The 12,821-nt window shown below is 66.4% G+C and carries 14 protein-coding genes; 10 read left to right on the top strand and 4 right to left on the bottom strand.

Features of this window, described 5'->3' with window-relative positions; translation table 11 throughout:
• The first annotated feature begins 99 nt into the window (after positions 1-99).
• Positions 100-732, top strand: a complete 633-nt coding sequence (locus EV580_RS05435) for an SOUL family heme-binding protein (RefSeq protein WP_133690072.1) — start codon at positions 100-102, stop codon at positions 730-732.
• A gap of 45 nt (positions 733-777) precedes the next feature.
• Positions 778-2,454: a SulP family inorganic anion transporter gene (locus EV580_RS05440; RefSeq protein ID WP_286171455.1), complete on the top strand. Its 1,677-nt coding sequence runs from the start codon at positions 778-780 to the stop codon at positions 2,452-2,454.
• Here the strand turns inward: EV580_RS05440 and EV580_RS34170 are convergent.
• Positions 2,451-2,897 carry a hypothetical protein gene (locus EV580_RS34170; RefSeq protein WP_286171456.1) on the bottom strand — a complete coding sequence of 149 codons (447 nt, stop codon included), beginning with the start codon at positions 2,895-2,897 and terminating at the stop codon, positions 2,451-2,453. The two genes, EV580_RS05440 and EV580_RS34170, sit on opposite strands and share 4 nt — an antisense overlap.
• Before the next feature lie 306 nt (positions 2,898-3,203).
• On the opposite strand from EV580_RS34170, the gene EV580_RS05450 reads away from it, so the two are divergent.
• Together EV580_RS05450 and EV580_RS05455 are read left to right on the top strand one after the other, a co-directional pair.
• A complete protein-coding gene (locus EV580_RS05450) occupies positions 3,204-3,899 on the top strand; it encodes a PAS and ANTAR domain-containing protein (RefSeq protein WP_133690073.1) in 696 nt (231 codons plus the stop codon).
• Between the two features lie 28 nt (positions 3,900-3,927).
• Positions 3,928-4,554 carry a M15 family metallopeptidase gene (locus EV580_RS05455; protein ID WP_133691054.1) on the top strand — a complete coding sequence of 209 codons (627 nt, stop codon included), beginning with the start codon at positions 3,928-3,930 and terminating at the stop codon, positions 4,552-4,554.
• On the opposite strand, the gene EV580_RS05460 is transcribed toward EV580_RS05455, so the two are convergent.
• A complete protein-coding gene (locus EV580_RS05460; RefSeq protein ID WP_133690074.1) occupies positions 4,551-5,912 on the bottom strand; it encodes an MFS transporter in 1,362 nt (453 codons plus the stop codon). The two genes, EV580_RS05455 and EV580_RS05460, sit on opposite strands and share 4 nt — an antisense overlap.
• Positions 5,913-5,959: 47 nt before the next feature.
• Here EV580_RS05460 and EV580_RS05465 point away from each other — a divergent pair, with 47 nt between their 5' ends.
• The gene (locus EV580_RS05465; protein WP_133690075.1) at positions 5,960-7,024 is read left to right on the top strand and encodes a phosphotransferase family protein; all 1,065 of its coding nucleotides are present in this window, start codon (positions 5,960-5,962) and stop codon (positions 7,022-7,024) included.
• On the opposite strand, the gene EV580_RS05470 is transcribed toward EV580_RS05465, so the two are convergent.
• A complete protein-coding gene (locus EV580_RS05470; protein ID WP_133690076.1) occupies positions 7,021-7,650 on the bottom strand; it encodes a TetR/AcrR family transcriptional regulator in 630 nt (209 codons plus the stop codon). The genes EV580_RS05465 and EV580_RS05470 overlap by 4 nt on opposite strands.
• Positions 7,651-7,733: 83 nt before the next feature.
• Between EV580_RS05470 and EV580_RS05475 the strand changes: the two genes are divergently transcribed.
• Genes EV580_RS05475 through EV580_RS05490 form a run of 4 tightly spaced genes read left to right on the top strand, consistent with a single transcriptional unit; the run spans position 7,734 to position 12,206 of the window.
• Complete coding sequence (locus EV580_RS05475; protein ID WP_133690077.1) at positions 7,734-9,308, top strand: bifunctional 3-(3-hydroxy-phenyl)propionate/3-hydroxycinnamic acid hydroxylase; 1,575 nt, start codon at positions 7,734-7,736, stop codon at positions 9,306-9,308.
• A complete protein-coding gene (locus tag EV580_RS05480; RefSeq protein ID WP_133690078.1) occupies positions 9,305-10,168 on the top strand; it encodes an alpha/beta fold hydrolase in 864 nt (287 codons plus the stop codon). The genes EV580_RS05475 and EV580_RS05480 overlap by 4 nt, the downstream gene beginning before the upstream one ends.
• Positions 10,165-11,163 (top strand): VOC family protein, encoded by a 999-nt coding sequence (locus tag EV580_RS05485; RefSeq protein WP_133690079.1) that lies wholly within the window; start codon positions 10,165-10,167, stop codon positions 11,161-11,163. Before EV580_RS05480 ends, EV580_RS05485 begins: the two co-directional genes overlap by 4 nt.
• 11 nt (positions 11,164-11,174) lie before the next feature.
• On the top strand, positions 11,175-12,206 hold the full coding sequence (locus tag EV580_RS05490) for an amidohydrolase family protein (RefSeq protein ID WP_133690080.1): 1,032 nt from the start codon (positions 11,175-11,177) through the stop codon (positions 12,204-12,206).
• 27 nt (positions 12,207-12,233) lie between these two features.
• Here EV580_RS05490 and EV580_RS05495 read toward each other — a convergent pair whose 3' ends face one another.
• The gene (locus tag EV580_RS05495; protein WP_133690081.1) at positions 12,234-12,428 is read right to left on the bottom strand and encodes a hypothetical protein; all 195 of its coding nucleotides are present in this window, start codon (positions 12,426-12,428) and stop codon (positions 12,234-12,236) included.
• A 137-nt stretch (positions 12,429-12,565) separates the two neighbouring features.
• Between EV580_RS05495 and EV580_RS05500 the strand changes: the two genes are divergently transcribed.
• A complete protein-coding gene (locus tag EV580_RS05500; protein WP_133690082.1) occupies positions 12,566-12,805 on the top strand; it encodes a hypothetical protein in 240 nt (79 codons plus the stop codon).
• Positions 12,806-12,821: the final 16 nt, after the last annotated feature.

Below are 12,821 nucleotides of genomic sequence, written 5' to 3' on the forward strand. Positions count from 1 at the left end.
CGGCCGACGGCTCACGGGCTCGCAAGTGCGTCAGAAATATGTCAGCGACTTTCACCTGAGTTTTGGGTATCTCATGCGATGACGAGGGAGGGTTGACGCATGCTCAAGACAATCGCGGACGCGGTAGTGCAGGTCGCCGAGGGCGTGGGCAACATCGTGGGCATCCGGCTCGGCACCGAGGAACCCGCCTACACGGTCGAACGGGAGATCGACGGGGTCCAGATTCGCCGGTACGGCCCCCGCGTCGCCGCCGAGACCGCTGTCGGCGCCGACGAGGAGTCGGCCCGCAATCAGGGATTCCGGGTATTGGCGCGCTATATCTTCGGGGCCAACTCCGGCAACGCCAGCATCGCGATGACGGCGCCGGTAGCTCAACAGCCCAGCGAAAAGATCGCGATGACGGCGCCGGTCGCCACCCAACGGCGACCGTCCGGTGAATGGGTGATCCGGTTCTTCATGCCGTCGAAGTACACGCTGGAAACGCTGCCGACCCCGAACGACGACCGGGTCGCTCTGGTGACAGTTCCCGAGGAGACCGTCGCGGTCCTACGGTTCACCGGGAGCATCGACCCCGGCGCGGTCTCCGAGCGCACCGAGCAGCTCTTGAACATCCTGTACCGCAACAACATCGAACCCGCTGGCGATCCGCTGGCCTGGTTTTATGATCCGCCGTGGACTCTGCCGTGCCGGCGCCGCAACGAAGTCGTGGTGGCCCTCGCCGAGGATTCGTGAGCCGCTGACCCGCGCCGGAAACGTGGAGGTGCCACAATTCCGGTCGTGCCCACCACCGCGCCGCCCATCTGGCTGGCCCCGGCGATCCGGCCGTACCGGGCGAGTTGGCTACGGGCCGACGTCCTGGCCGGGCTGAGTACCGGCGCGGTCGTCATCCCGCTGGCGATGGCGTATGCGACGGTCGCCAACATGCCCGTCCAGATGGGCTTGTACACCTGCATCATCCCCGTGCTGGTGTACGCCTTCATCGGCGGTTCCCGCATCGCCAGCGTCACCACGTCCTCGACGGTCTCGACACTCACGGCCTCGACGATGTTGGCCGGCGGCGTCCTGATCGGCTCTGAGGATCAGCGCGGCGATCTGATCACCCTGACCCTGCTGGTGGGCTTGTTCCTGTTGGCGGCCAGGGTGTTTCGCCTCGGCATGCTCGTCGACAACATCAGCGACATGACGCTCGTCGGTATCAAGGTTGCCGTCGGCCTGACCGTCATGGCCGCGCAACTGCCCAAGCTGCTCGGTGTTCCTCCCCATCCGCACACGACCGGGTTCTTCAAGGTGGCGTGGGCGGCCCTGTCCGACATCCCCGCGGCCAGCCTGGTCACCGTGGTGGTGTCGGCGGCCTGCCTCGTCGTGCTGCTGTTGCTGACCAAGTTCGCGCCGCGCGTCCCGGGCCCACTCGTGGTGATCACGATCGCGATCGCGGTGAGCGCAGTCGTGGCGCTGCCGGCCCACGGTGTCGCCTTGATCCCGACCGTGCCCTCCGGGTTCCCCATCCCCGAGGTTCCCCGGCTCGATCGCCACATCGTGCCGCTCGTCCCCGGCGCCTTGGCGATCGCGGTGATGGCATTCCTGGAGACGATCGCGGTGGCCCGTACCTCGCGCCGCGCCGAGGACCACCCGATCGAACCGGACCGCGAACTGATGGCACTGGGGCTGGCCGCCGTGGCGGGGGCGTTTTTCCACTCGCTGCCGCCGGCAGGCGGATTCGCCCAGACCTCGGTGAACCTGCGCTCCGGCGCGCGCAGCCAGATCAGCGGTCTGGTTCTCGCCGTTCTCGCCGTACTCGTCGCTTTTGTTGTCGCGCCGGTCCTGAGCCTGCTGCCGCAAGCGGTGCTCGGCGCGGTCGTGGTCGTCGCGGTCACCCGACTTGTCGACATCGGCGCGCTGCGCCGCCTATACCTCCTCAATCCCCGCGAATGCTTCGGCGCTCTCGGCGTCGCGCTGATCGGGTTGGCGTTCGGACTCATCCCCGCCGTGGCGGTCGCGGTGGCGGTCACCCTGTTGGTGGTGCTGCATGTGGTGAACTCCCCACACGTCGTCCAAGTCGTGCGCCACGAGAGCTGCGCGTGGATCGAACAGCCCGAGAACGCGGCGCTGGTCCCGGCCGAACCCTTGGTGCTGCGATGCCTCGTCCCGCTCTACGCGGCCAACGTGCGGCCTAACATCGCCGCCATCCGCGCCGCGACACTGGAGGCCGACACCGCGCCGGCGACGGTGGTGCTGGACCTGGTTCGCCAGACCGTTCTGGAGTCGACGGTGCTGCACATCCTGGTCGACCTCGACCTCGAGTTGTCCGGCTCCGGGGTCCGGTTGATGATCACCGCGCTCCCCGAGCGGACACTGCGAACCGTGCGACGCACCGAATGGTGGCAGGAGTTCGAGGCCGAGGGCCGCTACCAGCCCGACCTCGACGCCGCGGTCGAGGCCGTCGACAAGATCTAGGGAGTCGTGCCGGGATCAGCAGCGGGCGGCACCGCGGACGTACCGACCGGTCCGGTCGGGCCTGCGGGCATACCGGGCGGCGGGGCGGCGTTGGCGTCGAGCGGACGCTGGGTCAGCAGCAGGAGAGCGTCGCTGCCCGACACTTCCTGGGTGCGCATGGCGTGCAACAGGTCGCGCCAGTAGCCCAGCCTGCCCTGCGGCGGCTCGTCGGTCGAGGTGGTGCCCGGCGGCAGGTTGTCCGGGCTGGAAAGGTGCTGGACCGGAGCGGGCGCGGCTGCCGGGGCGACTGCGGGCGCCGGGGCATTCGGATCGACGACGACCGGGACCGGCGCCCCCGGATCAACCGGGTCGGCAGGGTCTGCCCAGGCCGTTGGTGCCGCCAGAAACGCCGCAGAAACCGCCAGCGCGCCGAGCCCTAGACGGGCATTCATCGTGATCGTCACCGTCGCGTCCTCCGCGGTTGCAGGGCGGCGTCCCCGTGCCGTGAACGCCCTGTACAGGTGATTTCGGCCATCAGCTCAATTCGTTACATCCGTCACTGCAGTCACCTCAGCCTCAGTACACTCCCCTTCCTCGAAAAAGTCGGCGGTTCGGCTTGAAAACCCAGCGGCGGACGTAGTAAAAAATTTTTGCCCGCAGAACCTGGGACGGCGATGGGTTCTGCCTTCATGGCACTCGTCGACGTCCGGGCACCTGCGGTTTTAGGAACAGGATGACAGCCGCAGGGTTGTTGGGGCCGAGGGGTGTCGATGGTTCTGGGGAAGGATCCGGCAGCGGGGAACGGTGACGGCTACGACGTGGCCGGGGTGCGACCGCAGCAGGTGGGGCGGTTTCAGTTCTACTTCGATGACGAACACTGGGAATGGTCGGACGAGGTCCAGATCATGCACGGCTACGAGCCCGGCACCGTGTCGCCGACCACGGAGCTGGTCCTCTCCCACAAACACCCGGACGACTATCAACAGGTCGCAACCACTCTGGACGATGTCCGTCGCCACCACCAGGCGTTCAGCACGCGGCATCGGATCATCGACACCGCGGGCCGGATTCATCACGTGATCGTCGTGGCCGACAAGCTGCAGGACGAGGCGGGCATGGTGGTCGGCACCAGCGGCTTCTATGTCGACGTCACCCCCGCCGAGGACCGTAAGCAGAAACAGCTCAGCGCAGCCATCGCCGAGATCGCCGAGAACCGGGCTTCCATCGAGCAGGCCAAAGGCATGTTGATGGTGGTGTACGGCATCGACTCCGAGGCGGCATTCGACCTCCTGCGCTGGCGTTCCCAGGAGGCCAACATCAAGCTTCGGCTGCTGGCCGAACGGGTCGTCGCCGATTTCGTCGAACTGTCGCAGACCGAGCCGTCACCACCTCGGTCGGCCTACGACAACTTGCTGCTGACCGCCGATCAGCGCATCGTTAGCCCGCATGAGACCGACGCGGACTGACCGACTCGCGCTGGCTGCCTTGGTCACGATGGCGACCGCGGTGGCTGTGGCACCCGCGGCCGCGGCGGCGCCCGGCGACGTGCCGCCGGTCAGCCCGCAGGCCGCGGCGGCCGGTTTCGTCGACGTTCGGACGGTCGTGCCCGACGCGGTGGTCGACCTGCGATATGCGACGCCACACAATTTCGTCGGCGTCCCGTTGTATCCCGCCGATGCCCGCTGCCTGGTGCATGAGTCGATGGCACCGGGCCTGGCGAAGGCCGCCGAGGCGCTGCGGGCCCAGGGCGAGGTGCTGGTGTTCTGGGATTGCTACCGCCCGCACGACGTTCAGGTGCGGATGTTCGAGGCGGTGCCCAACCCGGCGTGGGTGGCCAAGCCCGGGCCGTATGCGCGCAGCCATGAGGCGGGGCGTTCGGTCGACGTGACCATCGCCGAACACGGCCAATTAGTCGATATGGGCACCGATTTCGACGACTTCTCCGCGCGCGCCCAGGCATTCGCCACCGACGGAGTGAGTGCGGCCGCCCAGGCCAACCGCGCCCGGCTGCGAGCGGCGATGGCCGATGGCGGTCTTGCCGTCTACTCCGGTGAATGGTGGCATTTCGACGGCCCGGGCGCCGGCGTGCAGCGCCCGATCCTCGATGTCCCCGTGGACTAGCTGCGGCGCGATCGAGACCGCGACAGCACCACCAGCCCGGCCACCAGCAGCGGCGCGGCGATGATCGCCAGAATCGTGTTGATGCCACTGCCGGTTCCGAAGCCGTTGTCCTGCAACGCTTCCAGCGCGGTGCCCGCCACCGCTATCCCGACGCCGGCGACCGTGACGAGAAATGTCAGTGTGACACCGGCGGCTCCCCCGGCACGCTCCGGTGCGACGACGGCCTGTGTCGCAACGGTCGTGAAGGCGTACACCAAGCCCATCGTGAAACCACAGGCTGTCAGCGCCGCGACGTACACCACCGAATTATTCGCTGCGGCCAGCGATCCCAGCGCCACCGCAGCTGCCGTACATCCGGTACCCATGACCGCGATCGGCGAACGTCGGGCGGCGAGCCGGCCCGAGACCACGCCACCCAGTGCCGCACCTGCCGACGGGCCGAGGAACAACAAACCCGCCACCAGCGGCGTGAGTCCGCGGACCTGTTGGAGATTCAGCGTCGACAGGAACACCGTCACCGCATAGGCGACATTGGCCACCGTGCCCGCAGCCACCAAGACGACGAAGCCGCCGTTGTTCAACAGCGAGAGATCCAACAGCGGCCAGCGCGTGTGCCGCTCGACGACGACGAAAACCGCGAGCAGGGCGACCGCCGCGGCGAACGCACCGACAGTCGCCGTCGACGTCCATCCCCAAGACGGCGCACGATCGACGGTCAGCGTGAAAAGCCCGACGCCCGAGGTGATCAGCGCAAGACCGGGCAGGTCCAGGCGGCGCGGCACGGTGTGGTCGAACGTCTCAGGCACCGCCAGCGCGCCGAGGATCAAGGACACCACCGCGAACGGGACCAGGAGCCAGAACACCGCCCGCCAGCCCAGCGTGTCGGTCAAAACGCCACCGACCACCGGGCCTGCCGCGTTCCCCAGACCGGCGATCCCGTAGGCCAAACCGATTGCCCGGCTTGACTCTTGCGCCGAGTAGGCATTCGTCAGCACACTGACCGACACCGGGAAGATCAACGCCGCCCCGATCCCCTGCACCGCGCGGGCGGCGATCAGAAGCCCGGCATCCGGTGCGATCGCGCAGCCGACCGACGCCACCCCGAACAGCGCGATGCCCGCCAGCAGCGCGCGACGGCGGCCGAAGATGTCACCGATGCGGCCCGCGGGCACCATGAACGCCCCGAGGGTGAGCATGTAGACACTGATCACCCACTGCAGGTCCGTGGTGGTGGTGTCCAGGTCGGCGGCGATACGTGGCAGCGCCAGGTTCACCGCGAAGTAGTCGATCTGGACGCAGAACAGGGCGATCGAGACAGCGGCCAGAATCCATTTCGAGCCCCAACGGTCGCCGGTCACGGCATCACGATACGGCGCACGCGCACTTCGTTGTAGCGTGCCTTGATGTGGGCGAACCCGAACTGATTGCGCCGTTGGCGGTTCATCGTTTTGACACCGAATCATTGGCGCGTTACCTGAGTCCGCGGTTGCCGGGGTTCGACGAACCGTTCGACGTGTCCCAATTCCAAGGCGGCCAGAGCAATCCGACGTTTCACCTGCGCACCTCCGCGGGCGATTACGTGTTGCGCAAGAAGCCGCCAGGCAAGCTGCTGCCGCGTGCGCACGACGTCGAACGCGAACACCGGATCATCTCGGCACTGGCCGGAAGTGAGGTGCCGGTGCCCGAAGCCCGACTGTTGTGCACCGATGACTCGGTAGTCGGGACACCGTTCTTCGTGATGGATTACGTCCGGGGACGGATGTATCCCGACCGGGTGATGCGTGAGGGCACCCCCGACGAGCGTCGGGCGATCTACACCGATCTCGCGCGGGTGCTGGGTCTGCTTCACCGCGTCGACTGGCGCGCATGCGGGCTGGAGGGTTTCGGCAAGCCCAGTGGCTATATGCAACGCCAGCTGGCGCTGTGGACCAAGCAGTGGGACGCCGTTCGCGCCGAGGACAACCAGGATATGGACAGACTGGCCGAGTGGCTGGCCAGGCATCTACCCGCCGAAGAGGACGACTCGTGCATCGCCCACGGTGACTACCGGCTGGGCAACGTGCTGATCCACCCGACTGAGCCGCGCATCGTCGCGGTGCTCGATTGGGAGCTCTCCACGATCGGGCACCCGCTCGCCGATCTCGGATATACGTGTATCACTTACCATTTCGCGGCCGGGAGCAGCGGACTGTCCGGTCTGCTCGGCGAAGACTTCAGCCACACCGGCATTCCCGACCAGGAGACTTTTGTCGCGGACTACGCCCGATATGCCGAGTGCGAGCCACCCGAAGGGCTGACGGCGTTCGTGGTGTTCTCGATGTTCCGGCTCGCCGCGATCACCGCAGGCGTGTGGCGGCGCGGCCTCGACGGGAACGCGGCCGATGCGCGGGCGGCATCATCGGAATTCCGGGACCGGTACCGCGATTTGGCCAGTACCGCATGGTCGCTCGCGCATGCGGGCGCGTCTTAGCTCTCGTTCTCGGCGATCATCCGCTGTGCGGTGGCATACAGCGCCTGCCCGTGGATTTCGAACATCGCGACGAGATCGACACTGTCGCCGCCGACCTCCTTGGCGATGAACAGCCCGTCGGCACCGGCAATGGCGTACGTCGCCAATTGATGCACCTGAGCCTCGGTCAGACCCACTGCCAGATCATTGAGACTGCGCGTCAGTGCGCCGAAGGCTTGCTCGCGAACCTGGACGAACATCGCCCGCGCGCGGGGCTCGACCGGGCGCCGCTCCAGGGCGAGCATCAAGCCCAGACGCAGGAAGTCCGGTGAATCCATGATCGCCTTGGCGGTGCCGGCGGCCACCTCCACAAGCCGGTCGATGGCGACCAGATCCTCGGGCAGCTGCCACACCTTCAGCCAGTTGTTGAAGCTGCGCTCGATGACGGCCGCGATCAGGTCGTCCTTGTCCTTGAAATGCCAGTAGATCGAGCTCGCCGGTAGGCCGCATTTGGTGCTCACGGCCCCGATGCTCGTGCCCTCGTAGCCGCGCTCCGCGGCGATCTCGGTGGCCGCGTCCAGGATTCGGGCGCGGGACAACTCGCCGTCGGCACGGCGCTGCCGGGTCTTCGGTTCCTTCGGGGCCATCGATTCCACCTCTTGACTCTGTAGTGATCACTACATTACCGTATCGATCACTACAGAACAAGCTCAACGGATGAGAGCCCACCATGAGTGACGCAGCCAGCTACGACGTCGCGATCGTCGGCTACGGCCCGGTCGGCGCCACCGCCGCCAACCTGTTGGGCCAGATGGGCCTGAATGTCGTTGTGATCGAACGTGATCCCGATATTTACTTCCGGGCCCGGGCCATTTCGACCGACGAGGAAGTGCTGCGGATCTGGCAGCAGGTCGGGCTCGCCGATCGTCTCAATGCCGATATGCAGCCGGGTGCCGGCGCCACCTTCGTCGATGCGGCCGGCGTACCGATCGCCAAGCTGCTGCCCGCCGACCGGGGTAACGGCCATCCACCACAGCAGTTCATCTACCAACCGGCCGTCGACCGGGTCCTGCGCGAAGGCGTCGACCGCTTCCCGAACGTCTCACTCCTTCTGGAACACGAGTGCCTGCGATTGATCCAGCACACCGATTCCGTCGAGCTCATGCTTGCCGACCTCACCCGCGACGAGTTCAAGCGCATCCGGGCCACCTACGTCATCGCGGCCGACGGCGGATCGAGCGCCATTCGCGGACAGCTGGGTATCGGCTTCACCGGCCGGACCTATTCGGAGCGCTGGATCGTCATCGACACGAAGGTCCTCGAAGAGTGGCCTGGACACGATCGCCTGCGTTTCCATTGCAACCCGGCGCGTCCGACCGTCGACTGCCCCACTCCGCTGGGCCACCATCGTTGGGAATTCCCGGTCCGCGACCAGGAGGACGAGAAGGACCTCCTGACCGATGAGGCCATCTGGAAAGTCCTTGCCTACCAAGGCATCACCAAGGCGAACGTCGCGATCATCGGCTACGCCTGCTACAACCACCATGTCCGGTTCGCCGACCGGTGGCGGGTCGGCCGAATCTTCCTCGCCGGTGACGCCGCACACGCGATGCCGCCGTGGATCGGCCAAGGCATGTGTGCGGGCGTGCGCGATGTCGCGAACCTGTGCTGGAAATTGCACGCCGTGATCGCCGGTTCGCTACCGGACTCCGTCCTCGACACGTATCAGGACGAGCGCCTGCCGCACGTCAAGGAAGTCACCAACCGTGCAGTAAAGGTCGGCGAGATCATCATCGAGCGCAGTCGCATGCGGTCGGCCGTGCGCAATCGATTCTTCCGCTTGGCCACCAAGATTCCGGCATTCACGACGTGGTTGCGCGACCATCGCTGGCTGCCTGACGCGCGCTATGCGGCCGGTCTGCTCGCGCACAATCGCAATCCGGCGGCGGGCTGGCTGATCCCCCAGCCGTGGGTGACTGACGAAAAGGGCGAGCACGTGCGCTTCGACGACGTCATTGGCGGCCGATGGGCCGTGCTGTACACCGGCGCGGAACGCCCGTGGCACGAGTGGCGCTCGGCCGGGGTATCCGCCTACCGGATCGTGCCGTCCGGGGGGAGCCCGGGCGCCGACCGCATCGTCGACCGCGACGGCACACTGACCGCCTGGATGGACAGGAAGAGGGCAACGGTCGTGGTCGTCCGGCCCGACGGATTCATCTACGCCGCCGCAAGCGACGGCCAGCCACTTCCCCTACCACCGACCGGGTTCACCAGCCCGGCCATCCGAGCGAAGGACCACGCATGACCACGTTCATCTCCGAATACCTCGTCCGCGTGAACGGCCACGATATCTTCGTCGCCGAAAAGGGCAGTGGCCCTGTGATTGTCATGCTGCACGGCGGCGGGCCCGGCGCCTCTGGACTTTCGAATTACTCACGCAACATCGACGCACTCGCCGAGCACTTCCGGGTCGTCGTGCCGGACATGCCGGGCTACGGCCGCTCCAGCAAGCACGTCGATCACAGCGATCCGTTCGGCTATCTGGCCGACACCATGCGAGGCCTGATGGACGAATTGGGTTTACTGTCAGCCCATCTGGTCGGCAATTCCTACGGTGGGGCCGCAGCGCTGCGGCTGGCCCTGGACACCCCGCAACGCGTCGGCAAGCTGGTGCTGATGGGCCCGGGCGGCATCGGTACCACCCGCGGCCTTCCGACCCCGGGGCTGAAAAGCCTGCTCTCGTATTACGGCGGGGACGGGCCGAGTCGCGAGAAGCTCTCCGCGTTCATCCGCACCTACCTGGTCTATGACGGCGCCGCGGTGCCCGACGACCTGATCGAGCTGCGCTACCAGGCCTCCCTTGATCCGGACGTGGTGGCCAATCCGCCGTTGCGGCGGCCGTCGGGCCTGCGCACGCTGTGGCGGATGGACCTGACCCGCGACAAGCGCCTCACGACACTACCCAACCCCACCCTGGTGCTGTGGGGCCGCGACGACAAGGTCAACCGCCCCGCCGGCGGACCGCTGCTGCAGCGACTCATGCCCAACGCCGAACTGGTGATGACGTCGCACACCGGACACTGGATGCAGTGGGAACGCGCGGAGCTGTTCAACCGGCTGGTCGCCGACTTCCTCTCCCCCGAATCAGATCTGGCGATCGCATGAACGTCTTCGGCAGAGTCCGCCTCGGCTACCTCGTCATCGAGACCGAAAAGTTCGCCGACTGGCGCAGATTCGGCCGCGACGCCATCGGCATGCACCTCGACGAGAGTCGGTCCGACGCCATGCGATTTCGTCTGGACGACAACACCTGCCGCTTTCTGCTTACGCGCGGCCCTGCCGAGGACACCACCGCACTGGGCTGGGAGATCGACGATCACGCCACCTTCGAGGCCATCGAGGCACGTGTCCGCAGCCACGGGGTGCTCGTGACCGCCGGTGCCGCCGAGGAGGCTGCCCTGCGCGGTGTCGAGCGATTCGCCCGCTTCCCCGGCCCGAACGGACTGGCCCAGGAGATCTACGTCAACCCTCGCATCGGCGCCGAACCGTTGCGGCTCGGCGCCAGTGGTGGATTCGTCACCGGCGCCGCTGGGATGGGGCACGTCGCGATCGCCACCAAACGCCCGCACGAGATGCGCGGTTACTACAGCACGGTGTTCGACGCCCGCCTATCCGACTACATCGACGAGACGATCAGCGGCCTCAAGTTCAAGATCCGGTTCCTGCGCGTCAATGAACGTCACCACACCGTCGCGATCGCCGCGACGACCCGTCTACCGCTCAACCCGATACGCACCAGAATTCAGCACTGCAACGTACAGGTAGCCGGTCTGGACGATATGACCGAAGCCCACTACCGGGTCAAGCAACTCGGATTCGACATCGCGCTGTCGGTCGGCCAGCACACCAACGACAAAGAGCTCTCGTTCTATGCAGTCAGCCCGTCGGGATTCGAATGGGAGGTCGGCTGGAACCCGATCGTGGTCGACGAATCGACCTGGGAGCCAACCACTTACCAAGGAATCAGCATCTGGGGACACACACCCGAGGGGCAGAATATCGTCGAAACATTCGGACGGTTCAAGACCGGCGTGCACTCGGTCCTCCACCGCGAACCCACCGTGCCCGCCCTGGCCGGAGCCGGTATCGCCGACAGTTGAAAGGAACCGCCATGGCACGTATCGATACCCACGCCCACGCCATCCCCGCCGACTACCTGGCGGCGCTACGCAAGGCCGGAGTCTGCGACGCGGGCGGCCGAGAGATGCCCGCGTGGAGCCCGCAGGCGGCACTGGCCGCGATGGCAGAACTGGATGTCTCGACCGCGATCCTGTCGGTGTCTGCGCCCGGCACCACGTTCCTCCCCCAGGCCGCCGACGCCGCCGCTCTGGCCAGGGACGTCAACGACTACGCCGCTTCGGTGGTGGCCGACAATCCAGACCGGTTCGGATTCTTCGCCACCCTGCCGATGCCACACGTCGAGCAAGCGACAGCCGAGGCAGTCCGCGCGCTCGACGATTTGCATGCCGACGGAGTGGTGTTGCTGGCCAACCACGCAGGTGTGTATATCGGCGAGGAAGGTCAGGATGAACTGTTCGCTGCCCTCGACGCCCGCTGGGGCGTGGTGTTCATCCACCCCGCCGAGCTGCCGGGCCCGACAGTGCCCGGAGTCCTGCCGTGGGCCACCGACTTCCTTCTCGACACCTCGCGGGCTGCATATCTGTTGGTGCGCAACAATATCCGGCGACAGTATCCCAACATCAGGTTCATCCTCAGCCACGGCGGCGGTTTCGTGCCCTATGCGGCGCACCGGATGGCGCTGGCGATCATGAGTGAGACGGGCCGCAGCATCGCCGACATTCTCGACGATTTCTCGAGCTTCTACTTCGACACCGCGTTGTCGTCCAGTGCGGCCGCCCTGCCGACACTGCTGTCCTTTGCCCAGCCCGGACACATCACGTTCGGATCCGACTTCCCGTTCGGGCCGGTCGTGGTCGGCAAGATGTTCGCCGCCGGTTTGGAGTCCCACCCCGGACTCGACGACAGGCATCTTGGGGCGATCGAGCGTGACAACGCGCTGCGCTTGTTTCCCCGTCTCGGCAGTGCCGCTCCGCTGGAGACGCCGTCAGTGCCCGATCGGGTCAAGCATGCGGCCAGCCGTCAGGCAATGCGGGCGGTAACCCGGTTGATCAGCACCCGCTGAGAACCATTGGCAAGCAACAGGACTGATTCACCGATCGGTTCGCCGGCCGCGGGCGAGATCGTAGCCACCAAGCACGACAAAGACCGCACCCGCCACCATGCCGATGATTCCGCCGGTGGTCGCGCCGTAGTGATACTCGACCCAACCCGCGATCACCATGATCAGGCCCAAGCCGAGGATGAGATACGGCTTGACTCGACTCTTCTGCTTTTCGCCGGTCACTGCCACCTCCGTGCGTTCGACCAACAGAATTTTCAGCGTACGTCGTGACCAGGTGTGCGCCGCAAGTCAGCATTCGGCTGGTCCTCGGGTGTCAGGGGTGACTACCGGCCCGGCGGTTGTGGTGTCACGATGTTCTGATGTGGTTGACCCTGCTCAAGATCCTGCTGGTGATATTCCTGGTGGGAAGCGCCGCGGTCATCGTGGTCGTCGGGGTTCGCCGGTCGCGGGCCAATCGCGGCGATCCGCGGTGGTCGCAACAGCATCAGGGCCAGCCCGGACATCTGGCTTCCATTCGCGGGATCATGCCGAAGACGCCACTGCCACCGCCGTTTTCGCACGGCGATACCGAGAACGACAACCCGGAACGATCGGCCTGAGCCCCGGCACGGGCCG

Origin of the sequence: Mycobacterium sp. BK086 (assembly GCA_004362315.1) — a bacterium.
Taxonomy (GTDB): Bacteria; Actinomycetota; Actinomycetes; order Mycobacteriales; family Mycobacteriaceae; genus Mycobacterium.